This is a genomic window from Methylomonas sp. Uni0009 (assembly GCF_054188105.3).
Genome location: NZ_JBTAFN010000001.1, coordinates 964,332 through 979,370, shown reverse-complemented (window position 1 = coordinate 979,370; position 15,039 = coordinate 964,332). Strand labels below are relative to the sequence as shown.

Here is a 15,039-nt window from a genome sequence, read left to right as displayed (position 1 = left end):
TTGGCGCTGACAACGGCTAAACGATTTTAACCGGCCATCGATTTTTAACATTGGCGTGTAAACATCACCAGCGGCGTAGCACTTAACAAACGCCGAACTCTTGCTGTGCCGGGTCGATTCAGCATTGATGAATACCTGCAAACGACTACACTACCTGGCGGCGTAGCATATCTGTCGGATATGGATTTCAATCAAATCAAGGACTGAGCGTGACAGCACCGTATTTCCAATATTGGGGTAAAGCCAAGCCAGAAACCGATGACGGTCCGGCTTATCATTTATTGCCTTACCATTGTTTGGATGTGGCGGCGGTAGGATCGCTCTGGCTTGCTCCGAATACAGCGGTTTGTAAGCAACTAGCAATGCGCCTGCAAGTCGAGCCGGAATGGCTGCAACGTTGGTTTACCTTTTGTCTTATCCTGCACGATCTGGGCAAATTCGCTCGTGCATTCCAAGGCTTGCGAACTGGTATGCCGGGCGATTTGGTCAAGACGAATCCGAGAATGACTTATTCTGAACGTCACGATAGCCTAGGATTTGCGCTTTGGCGGGACGTTTTGCAAGAAAAATTGGTGCAACACCTTCCGGCGGGTCAAACTGCTTGGATCAACAAAATCGATCCCTGGCTGGAAATCGTCACCGGCCACCACGGCATGCCGCCGAAATTGGATAGCTTTCGGCTTGGTAATTTCTTCGAGGCCGACGACGAGCTGGCCGCGTTCGTCTTCGTGCAGCATTTGCTGGATTGCTTTCTGGCCGATTTCGACTTTCAGCCCCTAGCGGACAAGAACCCTTATAAACGCCTGAAGCCGTTGTCCTGGCAATTCGCCGGTATAGCCGTGTTGGCCGACTGGTTGGGTTCGAATCAGGAGCATTTCACTTATTGCGCCAAGCCGATGCTGCTTTCCGAATATTGGCAAAACTTTGCGTTACCCAAGGCCAAACAAGTGCTTGCCGGTTTGCCTAAACCGCCTGTAGCCGGAAAATTCGAAGCCGTGCAAACCCTGTTTCCCTTTATCCAGCAGCCTACGCCGTTACAACGATACGCTGCCGAAGAGCCGTTGACCGATCAACCGCAGTTCTTCATCCTCGAAGACGTCACCGGTGCCGGCAAAACCGAAGCGGCGTTGATTTTGACGCAACGCTTGATTGCAAAAGGTTTGGCTGACGGTCTGTACATCGGCTTGCCGACCATGGCGACCGCCAACGCCATGTACCAGCGCTTGGGTAAGGTCTACCGCAGCTTTTATGAAGTCGGCGAACAGCCATCGTTGGTACTGGCGCATGGTGCTCGGGAATTGTCGCAAGCCTTTCGTGATTCGGTGCTACTGGCCGAGCAAGCAAATCTAGATACCGATTATCAGAACGGCCGACTCGAGGAAGATCAGGAACTGAGCGCTACCGCTTACTGCAACGCCTGGCTGGCGGACAGTCGCAAAAAAGCCTTACTGGCGGATGTCGGCGTCGGCACGCTCGACCAAGCTTTATTGGCGGTATTGCCGGCGCGGCATCAATCCTTGCGTTTGCTGGGATTGGGCCGCAAAGTACTATTGGTGGACGAGGTTCACGCCTACGACAGCTATATGCGAGAACTACTTTCGACATTATTGGAAGTTCATGCGCGGCAGGGTGGCAGCGCGATATTGCTGTCCGCCACCTTGCCGCAAACCATGCGCGAAAATCTGACCGCGTCTTTTCATCGTGGACTCGGGTTGGACACGCCGAGTTTGGCCTATCCGGCAGCTTACCCGTTGGCGACTCACACGCCGGCAGCAAAAAGTAGTCTGACAGTCAAAACAGAACCCTCTCCCGCCGGGAGAGGGCAGGGTGAGGGACTTTTGCGACAACTTCCGGCAACTGTGGAAACGCCCATCGATACCCGATCCGAAGTCAAACGCACGGTTCACGTTCAACGCCTCGACAGCGAAGAACAAATCATTGCCAAAATTCGCCAAAGCGCCGAGCAAGGCCTCTGCGTTTGTTGGATACGCAATACCGTCAAATCGGCTCGGCAGGCTTATCAAACATTGCTCAGCCAAGGCTTTCCTGCCGATCGAGTGGCGCTGTTCCATAGCCGTTTTGCGATGATAGACCGGCAAGCCATCGAAAACCGCACCTTGCAGACATTCGGCGAGCAATCTGACCATGACACCCGCAAAGGCCAAATTCTGATCGCCACTCAAGTGGTCGAGCAATCGCTGGATTTGGATTTCGATGTACTGATCAGCGACTTGGCACCCATCGATCTACTGATTCAACGCGCCGGCCGCTTGCGCCGCCATGTCCGCGATGCGCTAGGCAATCGCTTGCGGGAACAAGGCGCGGATGATGGCCGCGGCGAACCGGTGTTTTATCTGCATGCACCGGCGCCGTCGGAAGATGCAAACGCCGTTTGGCTGAAGCCGGATCACGCCGGTACCCAGGCGGTTTATCCGCATGTCGGCCAGCTATGGCTGTCGGCCCGATTATTGGAGGATAAAAGCGGTTTCGCCATGCCGGACGATGCGCGGGAATTGATTGAAGGCGTGTATGCCGACGAAGCGCAGGCTCGGATACCGCTTGCATTGCAAGAAGCTTCCTTCGACGCGGAAGGCAAAACCATGGTACAGCGGAGCATGGCCGACTTGAATGTCTTGAAGCTGGACAAAGGCTATACCCGGAAAAGCGGCGAGTGGGATGAGGAAACCCGAATCCCCACACGTCTTACCGAAGAGGAAAGTATTTCGGTGGCGTTGGCTGTGCTGGTTGACGGTCAGCTTAAACCTTACGCCGATGTCGAGCGTTACGCCTGGGCGATGAGCACCATCAAATTGCCGGAACGCGAATGGAAAAAGGTTAGCCAACAACTTCCCGACGAACTGAAGCAGCAAGTCGAAACCTTGAAAAACGAACAAAAAGCCTTGCGTTGGCTGGAAGTGTTGCCTTTGCTCGATGGGCAAAATCTGTATTCGGCGACGGATGGATTTGCTGGCTATACGCCGGCAGACTGAAAAGAGTGTTTAAAATGAATTGTTCAATTCCATTTACGAGGGTCTGGTATGAAATTAAAAGTCATCATTCACGAAGCCGAAGAAGGCGGTTACTGGGCTGAAGTGCCGTCGATTCCGGGCTGTGTAACCCAAGGCGAAAGCTTTGACGAGTTGCTAAGCAATATTTATGAAGCCGTGGAAGGGTGTTTATCGGTGGATATAGATGAGGCCAGCGTTGGCAGTAACGACCGAATCATGGAGATTGCCGTGTGAAGGCTATCAGCGGCAAGCGCATGTGCCGATTGCTGGAGATGCGCGGTTGGGATTTAAAACGAATCAACGGCAGCCATCATATTTACGCCAAAGCGGGCAGCATCACCAGGATCTCCGTGCCGGTGCATGGCGATAGTGCGTTAAAGATCGGCTTGCAAAAGCAGATCATGAAGATGGCCGACATCGGCGAAGCCGAATTGTAATTTCAAGTTCAAGCAGGGAGACAAGATGAATTTAATAACGGATCGCTGGATACCGGTCATTCGCCAAAATGGCTTACACGATTTGGCCGCGCCCTGGCAAATCGCCGAGACCGAAAACCCGGTAATCGAAATCAACGCGCCGAGGCCGGATTTTCATGGGGCGTTGTATCAGTTCCTGATCGGTCTGCTGCAAACCGGATTTGCACCCGAAGACGAAGATCAATGGTTGGAATGCTGGGAAGAGGCGCCTGACTCCACAGATTTGCAAGGTCGTTTGTCATCACTTTCGCCAGCGTTCGAACTGACTGGCGATAACGGCCCGGCATTTTTGCAGGATTTGGCACTGCCGGACGGTGAAGCCAAGCCTATCGCGGCGTTGCTGATCGAAGCGCCCGGCGGTAAAACGCTGAAAGACAATCTCGACCACTTCATTAAACGCGGCTCGGCGAACCAGCTATGCCCAAGCTGTGCGGCTAGCGCATTGTTTACCTTGCAAACCAACGCGCCATCCGGCGGTGTCGGACATCGGGTCGGCTTGCGCGGCGGCGGGCCTTTGACGACCTTGGTGCTTCCTAAGGCTAGCCAAACCACGTTGTGGCAAAAGCTTTGGTTGAACGTGTTCAATCAGGAAGACCTGCAACCTTTGGACAAACTGGAACTATCCATCATGCCCTGGTTGGACAAAACCCGCACTTCTGAAAAAGGCCAAATCACCACGCCGGTCGACGTTCATCCGTTGCACGCTTATTGGGGCATGCCGCGCCGGATTCGCTTGAGCGAAACTCCTGAGCCGGGTATTTGCGATGTATGCGGATGCGATGCCAAGACGTTGTTCCGCGAATACCGTACTAAAAACTATGGCACCAATTACGATGGCGCTTGGCAACATCCGTTAACGCCGTACCGTCACGATCCGAAAAAGGTCAATCCACCGTTGTCTTTGAAAGGCCAGCAAGGCGGTTTGGGTTACCGGCATTGGTTGGGCTTGGCCTTGCAGGACGATAGCAACGGCGACAAAGCCGCCAAAATTGTTTGCCAATACAACCAGGAGCGCGGTCGCAAGTTGGCCGACCGGGGCGGAACGGCATTGTGGTGCTTCGGTTACGACATGGACAACATGAAGGCGCGTTGCTGGTACGAAGCGAGGTTTCCGGTGTTTTATCTGTCCGCACAGCAGCAACGCAACCTTGTCGGTTGGGCTGGCGAATTGATAGCCGCGGCACGGGAAACCGTGAAGATTTTGCGTAGCGAAGTCAAAGCCGCCTGGTTTCGACGCCCAGAAGATGCCAAAGGCGACATGAGCCAAATCGACGCGCAATTTTGGCAAGCCAGCGAAGCGGAGTTTTTCCGCCTCTTGGAACGCTTGGCTACCTTGTCGGACGGCGGTGGTATGGCCCCGGCTGACATTTACGCTGATTGGTTTGCAGCGTTGAGATCGAAAATGATCGAGGTTTTTGAAGTTGCAACTTTAAGCGCTACCCCGGAAGACCTCGATTTAAAACGGATTATCAACGCCCGGAAATCCATGTTAGGCCGTTTTCACGGCAACAAAATCGTCAAGCAATTGAAAACCCATGCCAAAACGGAGGAGGCTGCCTAAATGAGCGAGAACTATTTTTTAACTTCTGAGGAATTACCGGCTTTGCTGGCCTGGCATCGCTGGTTGAACGGCGACGACGGCGACCGGGGTGGTAATCGTGGCGCCCGCGCCCGTTTACGCCGCGCCGAAGCGCCGGAAGACATTTTGTTGACCGACGCCTTTTTCCATTTCTTACGGCAAATGCCGGACGATTTTCCGCAAAAGGTGTCGCCCGAGCAGCGCTTGTTGGTCGCCGCATCTATTGTTGGTTTGCTGGCGCATGTCGAAACCAACGATGCCACTGCCCGTTTTGCCGCTCAGTTGGGTACGGCCAAAGATAAAGCCAAGCCGCCAATGAGCGAGTTGCGCTTTCAGCAACTGCAAAAAAGCCCAACCGTCGAAGACTTTTATCGGCGCATGCTGCGCGCGATTCGTTTGCTTGGCAAAACCGCCAATGTTGTGTCGCTCACCAACGACATCATTCATTGGCATAAGGAGTTTAATCAGCCGCTGGGCCGCTATCCCAAAGACCGCCTTGCTGTGCGTTGGGCCACCGACTATTTCACCGCCTTACCCAAAAATTAATTTCAAGGAGAGACACATGAGCCGTTTCATTCAACTGCATTTGCTGACCGCTTACCCGCCCGCCAACCTGAACCGCGACGATCAAGGCAGCCCGAAAACCGCGAAGATGGGAGGTTACGACCGCTTGCGGGTGTCGTCGCAATGCCTGAAAAGAACCTGGCGGACCTCGGACATGTTCCAGGCGGCGGTTGCCGGCCATTTGGGCACCCGGACCAAATTGCTTGGCCTGGAGATTTATAACAAGCTGTTGGCAGGCGGGGTTAAAGAAAAAGACGCCAAGGAATGGACCAAGGACATTGCCAAGGTATTCGGCGCGTTGAAAAAAACCGACAAAAGCGACCCGCTGGCGGAAATGGAAATCGAACAATTGGTGCATGTCAGTCCTGCGGAACGGTCGGCATTGGATGTGCTGACCGCAAAATTGATTGCCGAACAGCGAGCGCCGGAAAAAGACGAATTGAATTTGCTGCGAGTCAAGGAACAGGCGGTGGACATTGCCTTGTTCGGCCGTATGCTGGCATCCAGCCCGGCCTTCAACATCGAAGCTGCTTGCCAAGTGGCGCACGCCATCAGCGTGCATCCGGTGGTGATCGAAGACGATTATTTCACCGCCGTCGACGATCTAAACAACGGCCAGGACGACATGGGTGCCGCCCACATCGGCGAAACCCGCTTCGCAGCCGGTTTGTTTTACGCCTACATCTGCATCAACCGCGAGTTGCTGATCAAAAACCTGGATGGCAACGCCGAGCTTGCGAATAAAGCCATTCGCGCCTTGACCGAAGCCGCCGTCAAAGTTGCGCCGGAAGGCAAGCAAAACAGCTTCGCGTCCAGGGCTTATGCGTCGTTCGTGTTGGCGGAAAAGGGCGATCAGCAGCCGCGTTCCTTGTCGGTAGCGTATCTAAAGCCAGTTGATCGTTCGCACGAAGATTATAGTGTTAAAGCCGTTGCCGCTTTGCTCGACCAGTGCTTTACCTTTGATAGTGTTTATGGCGAATGTGCCGAAGATCGTCGATTGTTGTCGGCTTTGACTCAAGAGCAGCAAAAAGACGTGATTGAAAAATTGAAAAAACGCCAGCAAGAGCAATCTGTAGAGTCACAAATAGCGCCAGTTTCACTGGCCGGATTACTCGACTTCGTCGGCCAATAGGAGCCGGCAATGGACCTATTGTTATTCCGTTTATACGGGCCGATGGCGAGTTGGGGTGAAATCGCCGTTGGCGAAAGCCGGCATAGCGCCAATTATCCGAGCAAGTCGGCGATATTGGGATTGGTCGGCGCGGCGCTGGGTATAGAGCGAAGCGACGAAGCGCAACAAGCCGGCTTGCAGAATGGTTACCAAGTGGCCGTCGAAGTGTTCAGCACCGGCCAATTGCTGCGCGATTACCATACTGCGCAAGTGCCGGACTCGGCCGGCAAGTTTGTTTACCGTACCCGCCGCGACGAATTGGTGTTGGGCAAGGAGCGCTTGGGCACGATATTGTCCAGCCGCGAATACCGTAGCGATGCCCTGGCCGTCGTGGCTTTGCGCGCTTTACCGGATGCGCCGTTCAGTCTGATACAAATCGAGGAAAAACTGCGCAAGCCGGTGTTCCATTTGTATTTGGGGCGCAAATCTTGTCCGCTGGCCGCGCCGTTGCATCCGCAATTGCTGACCGAGCAAGCCGATCTGTTGTCGGCGTTCAAAGCCTATCTGCATAAACCGTTATTGCCGCACAAGGAGGCAGATGGCGCACTGGGCCAACCCGATAAGCAAGATGCTTATTGGCTGAATGCCGGTGGTGAGCGCCATTATTACTGGGAAGGCGAGCCTGATGACTTTGCCAAAGACATCGATTTGCAGCTCCGGCAAACCCGCGTTCGCCACGATCAACCCTTATCGCGCAAACGGTGGCAATTCGCGCCGCGTCAGGAACATTATTTTTATCAGGGAGGCGAGTGATGTATTTTTCCAGGGTCAGGATACGGCCGGATATTTACAAATCGTCGCAGTTGGCGAGGGAATTGGAAGGCAACGTTTACGGTTGTCATCAATTGTTATGGGATTTGTTCCCGGAACAGGACAAACGGACTTTTCTCTATCGCGAAGAAATTGCCCGCGAACAGATTGGTCCGTCGCCGGCGGTACGCGGCGAGCCCTTGTATTACGTCGTTTCGCAAAATAAGCCTATTGAGCTTGAAGGATCGTTGTTCAAGGTCGAGAGTAAAGAATACGACCCACGATTGGCGAACGGCCTATGCCTGCAATTCGATTGCCGGGTCAACCCAGTGGTCAGTCGGCAAGGCAAAAAGCATGATGTGGCGATGGATGCGCAATTGCAGTTTTTGGCGTCGTTGATCAAATCGCATGGCCTGGATGTTTCTTTGCCCGCCAAAACCGATAAAGGTATTTACAAAAGGCTGTTACTGGAAAAGGGCGGGGCGGCGTTGGAGGCTGAATTATCCGAATTATTGGCTGGGGATCGTTACTACGCCGAGCGTTTGGGGCAAATTTCCGGCTTGGCTGATAAGTTGGAATGGGCGATCAAAGCCTGCGTCGATCAGGCACTGACTAGTTGGATGATCAAGCAAGGCGAGCGTTGCGGATTTACGTTACTGAGCGGCGATGACGGTTTACCCAAGTTGCAAAACAGCACTTACGCATGGCACGGCTTGCAGCAAAAGGCTGTCAAAAAAGGCGAAAAATCCGGCTTTAGCTCGGTCGATTTCACCGGCGAACTGCAAATCACCGACGCCGAAAAATTTCGCCAAACCCTGTTCACCGGCCTGGGCCGGGCCAAGGCATTTGGTTGTGGTTTGCTGATGGTGCGGCGGTTATAATTCGGACTTAATTCAGTCTGAATTTATTTCATTGCGAGCAAAACCAAATGAAACTATCCGAAAACATAAAACCCATCAGTTACTTAAAAGCCAACGCCGCTGAGGTGATCGAAAAATTAAAAACCGATCACCAGCCTATGGTCATCACCCAAAACGGCGAGGCGGCGATGGTAGTTCAGTCGGTTGCCGATTACGAGCAAACTCAGGAAACCCTGGCCTTGCTGAAAATGTTGGCGCAAAGTCAGCAAGCGCTAGCGGAAGGCAAAACGGTGTCCAGCGCAGAGGCGTTTAGTCGTTTACGTAAGCGGCGCGGCTTGGCATGAGTGTTCCGGTAAGGCTGACCGAACCGGCCTTGGCCGATTTGCTGGCTATCAATGATTATTTCTTAGTGGAAGTCAGTGATAAGGTGGCGGCAAAAATCATCGACGCCCTCGAAACAGCCGTCAATAGCCTCGCGGATTTGAACGAGCGTGGAACCGTACCTAAAGGGTTACTGGGTTTGGGCATTCGCCAATATCGACAACTCATCGTAAAACCCTATCGCATCGTCTATCAACGCATGCCTGAACAAGTGGTCGTCCATGCCATTCTGGATGGGCGCCGGGATATGCAAACGCTGTTAACCCAGCGATTGATAGGCGCTCTCTAGCCGAACGATCCCCAAAATTAAGGATGATTTTACCCATGCTCCCACCCCTAAAACCCATTGCCATGAAAGAACGTGTCTCGCTGGTCTTTATCGAAAAAGGCCAGATAGATGTCAAGGACGGCGCCTTCGTCGTCATCGACGAAACCGGCATCCGCACCCACATTCCGGTCGGCTCCATTGCCTGCATCATGCTGGAACCCGGCACCCGCGTCTCCCATCACGCCGCCGCCCTGGCGGCCCGAGCAGGGACTTTGCTGGTCTGGGTTGGCGAAGCCGGTGTCAGGTTATACGCAGCCGGCCAACCCGGCGGCGCGCGTTCCGACCGCTTGCTTTACCAGGCCAAACTGGCGCTGGACGACGACGCTCGTTTGAAGGTGGTGCGCAAAATGTACGAAATCCGTTTCGGCGAAAAACCGCCCGAGCGCCGTAGCGTCGAACAACTGCGCGGCATCGAAGGCGCCAGAGTCAGGAAGTTGTACCAGTTGCTGGCCAAGCAGGCCGGCGTGGACTGGAAGGGCCGCAATTACGATTATACGGCGTGGGACAACAGCGATACCGCCAACCGCTGTCTCAGTGCCGCCACCGCCTGCCTATACGGCATTTGCGAAGCGGCCGTGCTGGCCGCCGGTTACGCGCCGGCCATCGGCTTTATCCATACCGGCAAGCCGTTGTCTTTCGTTTACGACATCGCCGACCTGTTCAAATTCGACGACATCGTCCCGCACGCCTTCAAAATCGCCGCCAAAAACTACTCCAACCCGGAACGCGAAGTGCGGCTGATGTGCCGCGATGTGTTTCGCCAATCCAAAATCCTGCGCAAGATCATCCCCACCATCGAAGACGTGCTGGCGGCCGGCGAACTGGAAGTGCCTAAACCCGCCGAGGAAAACATTGCCCCGGCCATTCCCAATGCGGAGGGCATCGGCGATGTTGGTCATCGTAGTTGAAAACGTGCCGCCCAGGCTGCGCGGACGCTTGGCGGTGTGGCTGATCGAAATCCGCGCCGGGGTTTACGTCGGCGACTTGTCGGCCAAGGTGCGGGAGATGATCTGGTCGCAAGTCGAGCAGGGCTTGGAGGAGGGCAACGCCGTGATGGCCTGGTCCACCAATACCGAATCCGGTTTTGATTTTATGACTTTAGGAAAGAATAGACGGCTACCGGTAGAGTTGGACGGCTTGAAACTGGTGTCGTTTTTTCCGCCGGAAGAGGCCGATTTGTCTCGCTCGCCCTCCGGGAGAGGGCCGGGGTGAAGGTGCACTAAATTCCTGTTGGGGTATAGGGCGCTGTAAGGGTAGTCGCCAGCTTTTTAACAACTTGGAAAATACCGAAAAATTTGGTGGAAATTTAGCCAGGTTATTTTTATATGCGTAACAATAAGTTACGATTAGTGTGTTCCCCGCACCCGCGGGGATGAACCGGCCTGGACAATCATCGAAACCGACGACCTGGAGTGTTCCCCGCACCCGCGGGGATGAACCGTTGATGTGCGGGTTAACGGTGCCGGTGCCTGGGTGTTCCCCGCACCCGCGGGGATGAACCGACGTACCGGGATTATCGGGGTTATTTGTATCAGTGTTCCCCGCACCCGCGGGGATGAACCGTGGCAATGGGTTTGATCTGGCTGGCGTGGGTAGTGTTCCCCGCACCCGCGGGGATGAACCGACAAAGGCCTGCTGATCAGCCGCCGCAAGGGCGTGTTCCCCGCACCCGCGGGGATGAACCGCAGCGTAGAGCCTTAAGAGCTCAACAAAAGCAGTGTTCCCCGCACCCGCGGGGATGAACCGGAGGGCTTTTTGTTCGACGATCTCTACGAAGCGTGTTCCCCGCACCCGCGGGGATGAACCGATGTTTTTCGGACACCGAAGAAAACCACAGTGGTGTTCCCCGCACCCGCGGGGATGAACCGGACAGTAGGTTAAAGCGCTAGCATTCTGAGCGGTGTTCCCCGCACCCGCGGGGATGAACCGCGAATCAACAGATGAAAAATCATTGTTTTTCCGTGTTCCCCGCACCCGCGGGGATGAACCGATTCCCGTCTTTTAAGGTTCAAACGCAACTTTGTGTTCCCCGCACCCGCGGGGATGAACCGCTTGATCGTCAAGAGCAGAACCGATATAAACAGTGTTCCCCGCACCCGCGGGGATGAACCGCGGGATCATCAACCGCCGCCGTATCAGCATTGGTGTTCCCCGCACCCGCGGGGATGAACCGCCTAGCGGATGACCGTCATCAAAAATATACAGGTGTTCCCCGCACCCGCGGGGATGAACCGCTGCCCGGTAGCAGCGCCTTGAATTGATTCTGGTGTTCCCCGCACCCGCGGGGATGAACCGTAGTAAAACTTTGAACCTACCCTTCTATATGGGTGTTCCCCGCACCCGCGGGGATGAACCGGGTTTTAGTGGCATTGGTGAGGGCTGCTAGTGGTGTTCCCCGCACCCGCGGGGATGAACCGGCGCTAGATACAGCAGTCTGCTTAATAGCATTGTGTTCCCCGCACCCGCGGGGATGAACCGTCTATAGGCAAGCGCTGGATAGCCCTATTATTGTGTTCCCCGCACCCGCGGGGATGAACCGCGGCTGAGGGCGCGCAAATCGCTGAATCGGCAGTGTTCCCCGCACCCGCGGGGATGAACCGGTCGTGAAATGTGAATCTTTCCAGGCCTTTGGGTGTTCCCCGCACCCGCGGGGATGAACCGCCCCGCCCCGGTAGCGCTGAAACGACAACGTAGTGTTCCCCGCACCCGCGGGGATGAACCGTCGGTATCAGATGTGTAAATTTTAGTCATTTTGTGTTCCCCGCACCCGCGGGGATGAACCGGTTAGAGATGCGTTTTCGGTCATTATTGTTGTGTGTTCCCCGCACCCGCGGGGATGAACCGCGGTATGCTTTCCACGGTTTTAATGATAGTCGGTGTTCCCCGCACCCGCGGGGATGAACCGCCTGGCGTTGATGTCCGGATGAATACGGACGGGTGTTCCCCGCACCCGCGGGGATGAACCGCACTCCACGCGCCCGGTGTTTCTGCTGGCGTTTGTGTTCCCCGCACCCGCGGGGATGAACCGTAGTCGCCTGCTGTTTCCATGGCTCCCTCGGTGTGTTCCCCGCACCCGCGGGGATGAACCGCCATCGGCAGCGTGACGTTTACCGGTTCAACCGTGTTCCCCGCACCCGCGGGGATGAACCGTTACAGCAAAAGACATAAAAAAACCCGCCGTAGGTGTTCCCCGCACCCGCGGGGATGAACCGCCAGGACCGGCCATGTGCAAAATATCTTCGTAGTGTTCCCCGCACCCGCGGGGATGAACCAGCGCTCCACACAAGCGCGATCGATGCTGGATTGTGTTCCCCGCACCCGCGGGGATGAACCGGCTTTATTAGCTTTATCAATGCGCAAACTGATGTGTTCCCCGCACCCGCGGGGATGAACCGGATAGCTTCACCCTTTTAGCTTGTGCTAAATCGTGTTCCCCGCACCCGCGGGGATGAACCGCCGGCCTAGCTGACAGGGAATTTCACAGCATGGTGTTCCCCGCACCCGCGGGGATGAACCGGCTTTTTCAGGGTGTCAAGGGCTATTTTTTGCGTGTTCCCCGCACCCGCGGGGATGAACCGGGTTGGTGGTTTATCTGGCCGGCATGCTGGTGGTGTTCCCCGCACCCGCGGGGATGAACCGGCTAGAGCAATAGCTAGCAGCTTTGTCTCTTCGTGTTCCCCGCACCCGCGGGGATGAACCGAGTTGATAATCCTTTGCGCTTGTAGCGGCTATGTGTTCCCCGCACCCGCGGGGATGAACCGAATCAGCGGGATATTTGTAACGATTTTACGATGTGTTCCCCGCACCCGCGGGGATGAACCGACAATAAATACACCGGCGAGAGCAGCCATGACGTGTTCCCCGCACCCGCGGGGATGAACCGTACTGTTTGACCCGCAAAATGTAGCGTAATTAGTGTTCCCCGCACCCGCGGGGATGAACCGAATCACAACACGCGCGCGCCGAATAATCAGGTGTGTTCCCCGCACCCGCGGGGATGAACCGCACACGCCGCCTTGACTTGATAAGAACCGGCAGTGTTCCCCGCACCCGCGGGGATGAACCGGGATTCTGGCACGGAAAAGCGGCCTAAACGGGGTGTTCCCCGCATCCGCGGGGATGAACCGGCGGTGATGAGAAGGTGGATATTGTGTTTGCGGTGTTCCCCGCACCCGCGGGGATGAACCGCTGGCAAAAGCCCTGGATATAACGCCCGGGGCGTGTTCCCCGCACCCGCGGGGATGAACCGTCCGCATCGGCAGAGACCACCAGCTTGGCCTGGTGTTCCCCGCGCCCGCGGGGATGAATGACTTGTTGTTGACCTTCCTCATATCGACTCGTGGCTTTGGTGCAAGTGTCGAGGCATGGAATGCGGGGCGTATTCTGTTAAAACCGCTATTTCTGATCGGCTTGCCGGCAGGGAAATTGCTAAAATGCCTTGTTCGCCGGCGAAATGGAGGTTCTCCGGTATTCGTTGCCCCAGTTTGTATTGGCTCGGTTCCCCGTGATTAGAAGAGGAGTTTATTTGATGTTGCAGCAACACTTCGCCGAAGTTACCAGGGTCTATGCGCTGGAGATGATGGCCTTAAGCGGCCGCAAGTGCTGCGGATTTGTTGTTGTCATTAAATTGATATGAATAATATTCCACCCAAACGCGGCCTGGGCCGCGGGCTTGAAGCATTGTTAACCGATATGCCGGCTAAATCGGCAGCGGATAAATCAAGCATTAAGGCGGAAACCGTTCCGGGGCCAGCCGTCCGCCAAGAAAATAGCCATTTGCTTCAAGAAGCCGAAGTGTTAAAGACCCTGTTGGAGGAACTTGAAAACGCCTTGAGTGACTTCAATCCGGATTAGCCTGTTTATTAGTCTTTAAGTATCGATTTTCCAGCTATGACCATAGCCCAGCAGCTTTTTGGATTTCTGCTTTCGCGGGTATGGCGACTCCAGAGACGTTAAGGGGCAGGCTAGGGGTTGTTGCCATTTTGAAACGATAGCCTTGAAATCGAACGGCTCTGCCTCATTGATTGATTTTTCAATCAGAAGACAAGTGAGCTATGCCGCGACAAATGTTTACGGATGCATACTGGAATAAATTCAAAGCCATCCTGTTAAGCCTGGGGATTTATGACAAGCCTTCGCTCAGGCAAACGGTAGAAGGGATTTTTTATCGCATGCGAGTCGGCTGCCCCTGGCGAGACCTGCCTGCCACGTTTGGTAAGTGGAATGCAGTCTACAAACGGTTTAATGCGTGGTCACTGCAAGAAAAACTGATGGGCATCTTTCGAGGCCTGGTTGTGGCACCGGATTTGGAATGGACCTTTATTGACGGCAGTATCGTGAAAGCGCATCAGCATAGTAGTGGTGCGGCTCATGAACAGGATGCCGCGATTGGGAAATCCGTTGCGGGTAACACCACGAAAATCCATATGGCCGTTGATGCCTGTGGGCTGCCTATTCATTTCTCGATCACCGGTGGTGAAGTCCATGACTGCAAAGAAGCGCCGGAATTAGTGGCTAAACTGCCTTTGGCTGACTACACGGTCGCTGACAAAGGCTATGACAGTGAACCTCTACGGATTCAAATTCGAGAGAAAGGGAGTGTCCCTATCATTCCTAGAAAACAAAATTCAATCGTCGGGAATGACGGAATGGATTGGTGCCTCTACCAATATCGCCACCTCGTTGAAAATGTCTTTGCGCGATTGAAACATTTCAGAGCCATCGCGACGCGATATGACAAATTGAAACGCAATTTTGAAGGCGTTGTCGCTTTGGCCTGCGCTTTTATTTGGTTACCCATGTAAAACGGCAACAGCCCCTAATATTAAATGCCCATTTGATCAGGGTTTCGGAAGCGGATTTGCCGGGCATGGCAAAAGACTATTTGCTACTAGAGGCCTCTCAGCACCATCGCACGCAGAG

General features: G+C 54.8%; 14 protein-coding genes and 1 CRISPR repeat array. All 14 genes read left to right on the top strand.

Annotated features, from left to right (window positions below; translation table 11 throughout):
- The first annotated feature begins 209 nt into the window (after positions 1-209).
- The 14 genes from cas3 (at position 210) to ACWAU0_RS04510 (ending at position 14,921) form a co-directional block, all read left to right on the top strand.
- Positions 210-2,990: a CRISPR-associated helicase Cas3' gene (gene cas3 / locus ACWAU0_RS04575; protein ID WP_458138435.1), complete on the top strand. Its 2,781-nt coding sequence runs from the start codon at positions 210-212 to the stop codon at positions 2,988-2,990.
- Between the two features lie 48 nt (positions 2,991-3,038).
- Positions 3,039-3,242, top strand: a complete 204-nt coding sequence (locus tag ACWAU0_RS04570) for a type II toxin-antitoxin system HicB family antitoxin (RefSeq protein WP_033158589.1) — start codon at positions 3,039-3,041, stop codon at positions 3,240-3,242.
- A complete protein-coding gene (locus ACWAU0_RS04565) occupies positions 3,239-3,445 on the top strand; it encodes a type II toxin-antitoxin system HicA family toxin (protein ID WP_101051483.1) in 207 nt (68 codons plus the stop codon). The genes ACWAU0_RS04570 and ACWAU0_RS04565 overlap by 4 nt, the downstream gene beginning before the upstream one ends.
- A 25-nt stretch (positions 3,446-3,470) precedes the next feature.
- Positions 3,471-5,045 carry a type I-E CRISPR-associated protein Cse1/CasA gene (gene casA / locus ACWAU0_RS04560; protein ID WP_458138434.1) on the top strand — a complete coding sequence of 525 codons (1,575 nt, stop codon included), beginning with the start codon at positions 3,471-3,473 and terminating at the stop codon, positions 5,043-5,045.
- Positions 5,046-5,609, top strand: coding sequence for a type I-E CRISPR-associated protein Cse2/CasB (casB, locus tag ACWAU0_RS04555; RefSeq protein ID WP_101051485.1), 564 nt, complete (start codon positions 5,046-5,048; stop codon positions 5,607-5,609).
- Between the two features lie 16 nt (positions 5,610-5,625).
- The gene (gene cas7e, locus ACWAU0_RS04550; RefSeq protein ID WP_101051486.1) at positions 5,626-6,759 is read left to right on the top strand and encodes a type I-E CRISPR-associated protein Cas7/Cse4/CasC; all 1,134 of its coding nucleotides are present in this window, start codon (positions 5,626-5,628) and stop codon (positions 6,757-6,759) included.
- 9 nt (positions 6,760-6,768) lie between these two features.
- A complete protein-coding gene (cas5e, locus tag ACWAU0_RS04545) occupies positions 6,769-7,551 on the top strand; it encodes a type I-E CRISPR-associated protein Cas5/CasD (RefSeq protein ID WP_101051487.1) in 783 nt (260 codons plus the stop codon).
- A complete protein-coding gene (gene cas6e, locus ACWAU0_RS04540) occupies positions 7,551-8,429 on the top strand; it encodes a type I-E CRISPR-associated protein Cas6/Cse3/CasE (RefSeq protein ID WP_458138433.1) in 879 nt (292 codons plus the stop codon). The genes cas5e and cas6e overlap by 1 nt, the downstream gene beginning before the upstream one ends.
- Positions 8,430-8,476: 47 nt before the next feature.
- A complete protein-coding gene (locus tag ACWAU0_RS04535) occupies positions 8,477-8,752 on the top strand; it encodes a type II toxin-antitoxin system Phd/YefM family antitoxin (RefSeq protein WP_101051489.1) in 276 nt (91 codons plus the stop codon).
- Positions 8,749-9,078: a type II toxin-antitoxin system RelE/ParE family toxin gene (locus ACWAU0_RS04530; RefSeq protein WP_101051490.1), complete on the top strand. Its 330-nt coding sequence runs from the start codon at positions 8,749-8,751 to the stop codon at positions 9,076-9,078. The genes ACWAU0_RS04535 and ACWAU0_RS04530 overlap by 4 nt, the downstream gene beginning before the upstream one ends.
- Before the next feature lie 35 nt (positions 9,079-9,113).
- Positions 9,114-10,025 carry a type I-E CRISPR-associated endonuclease Cas1e gene (gene cas1e / locus ACWAU0_RS04525; RefSeq protein ID WP_101051507.1) on the top strand — a complete coding sequence of 304 codons (912 nt, stop codon included), beginning with the start codon at positions 9,114-9,116 and terminating at the stop codon, positions 10,023-10,025.
- Positions 10,006-10,329: a type I-E CRISPR-associated endoribonuclease Cas2e gene (cas2e, locus tag ACWAU0_RS04520; RefSeq protein WP_101051491.1), complete on the top strand. Its 324-nt coding sequence runs from the start codon at positions 10,006-10,008 to the stop codon at positions 10,327-10,329. The genes cas1e and cas2e overlap by 20 nt, the downstream gene beginning before the upstream one ends.
- 139 nt (positions 10,330-10,468) lie before the next feature.
- A CRISPR array of direct repeats spans positions 10,469-13,427; the repeat unit is 29 nt; unit sequence GTGTTCCCCGCACCCGCGGGGATGAACCG.
- A gap of 322 nt (positions 13,428-13,749) precedes the next feature.
- On the top strand, positions 13,750-13,971 hold the full coding sequence (locus tag ACWAU0_RS04515; protein WP_101051493.1) for a hypothetical protein: 222 nt from the start codon (positions 13,750-13,752) through the stop codon (positions 13,969-13,971).
- 200 nt (positions 13,972-14,171) lie between these two features.
- The gene (locus tag ACWAU0_RS04510) at positions 14,172-14,921 is read left to right on the top strand and encodes an IS5 family transposase (protein WP_033159547.1); all 750 of its coding nucleotides are present in this window, start codon (positions 14,172-14,174) and stop codon (positions 14,919-14,921) included.
- Positions 14,922-15,039: the final 118 nt, after the last annotated feature.

Coding starts and splice junctions, on each gene's coding strand:
- ACWAU0_RS04570 (WP_033158589.1), top strand. CDS start 3,039: ATGAAATTAAAAGTCATCATTCACGAAGCCGAAGAAGGCGGTTACTGG.
- casA (WP_458138434.1), top strand. CDS start 3,471: ATGAATTTAATAACGGATCGCTGGATACCGGTCATTCGCCAAAATGGC.
- casB (WP_101051485.1), top strand. CDS start 5,046: ATGAGCGAGAACTATTTTTTAACTTCTGAGGAATTACCGGCTTTGCTG.
- cas7e (WP_101051486.1), top strand. CDS start 5,626: ATGAGCCGTTTCATTCAACTGCATTTGCTGACCGCTTACCCGCCCGCC.
- cas5e (WP_101051487.1), top strand. CDS start 6,769: ATGGACCTATTGTTATTCCGTTTATACGGGCCGATGGCGAGTTGGGGT.
- cas6e (WP_458138433.1), top strand. CDS start 7,551: ATGTATTTTTCCAGGGTCAGGATACGGCCGGATATTTACAAATCGTCG.
- ACWAU0_RS04535 (WP_101051489.1), top strand. CDS start 8,477: ATGAAACTATCCGAAAACATAAAACCCATCAGTTACTTAAAAGCCAAC.
- ACWAU0_RS04530 (WP_101051490.1), top strand. CDS start 8,749: ATGAGTGTTCCGGTAAGGCTGACCGAACCGGCCTTGGCCGATTTGCTG.
- cas1e (WP_101051507.1), top strand. CDS start 9,114: ATGCTCCCACCCCTAAAACCCATTGCCATGAAAGAACGTGTCTCGCTG.
- cas2e (WP_101051491.1), top strand. CDS start 10,006: ATGTTGGTCATCGTAGTTGAAAACGTGCCGCCCAGGCTGCGCGGACGC.
- ACWAU0_RS04515 (WP_101051493.1), top strand. CDS start 13,750: ATGAATAATATTCCACCCAAACGCGGCCTGGGCCGCGGGCTTGAAGCA.
- ACWAU0_RS04510 (WP_033159547.1), top strand. CDS start 14,172: ATGCCGCGACAAATGTTTACGGATGCATACTGGAATAAATTCAAAGCC.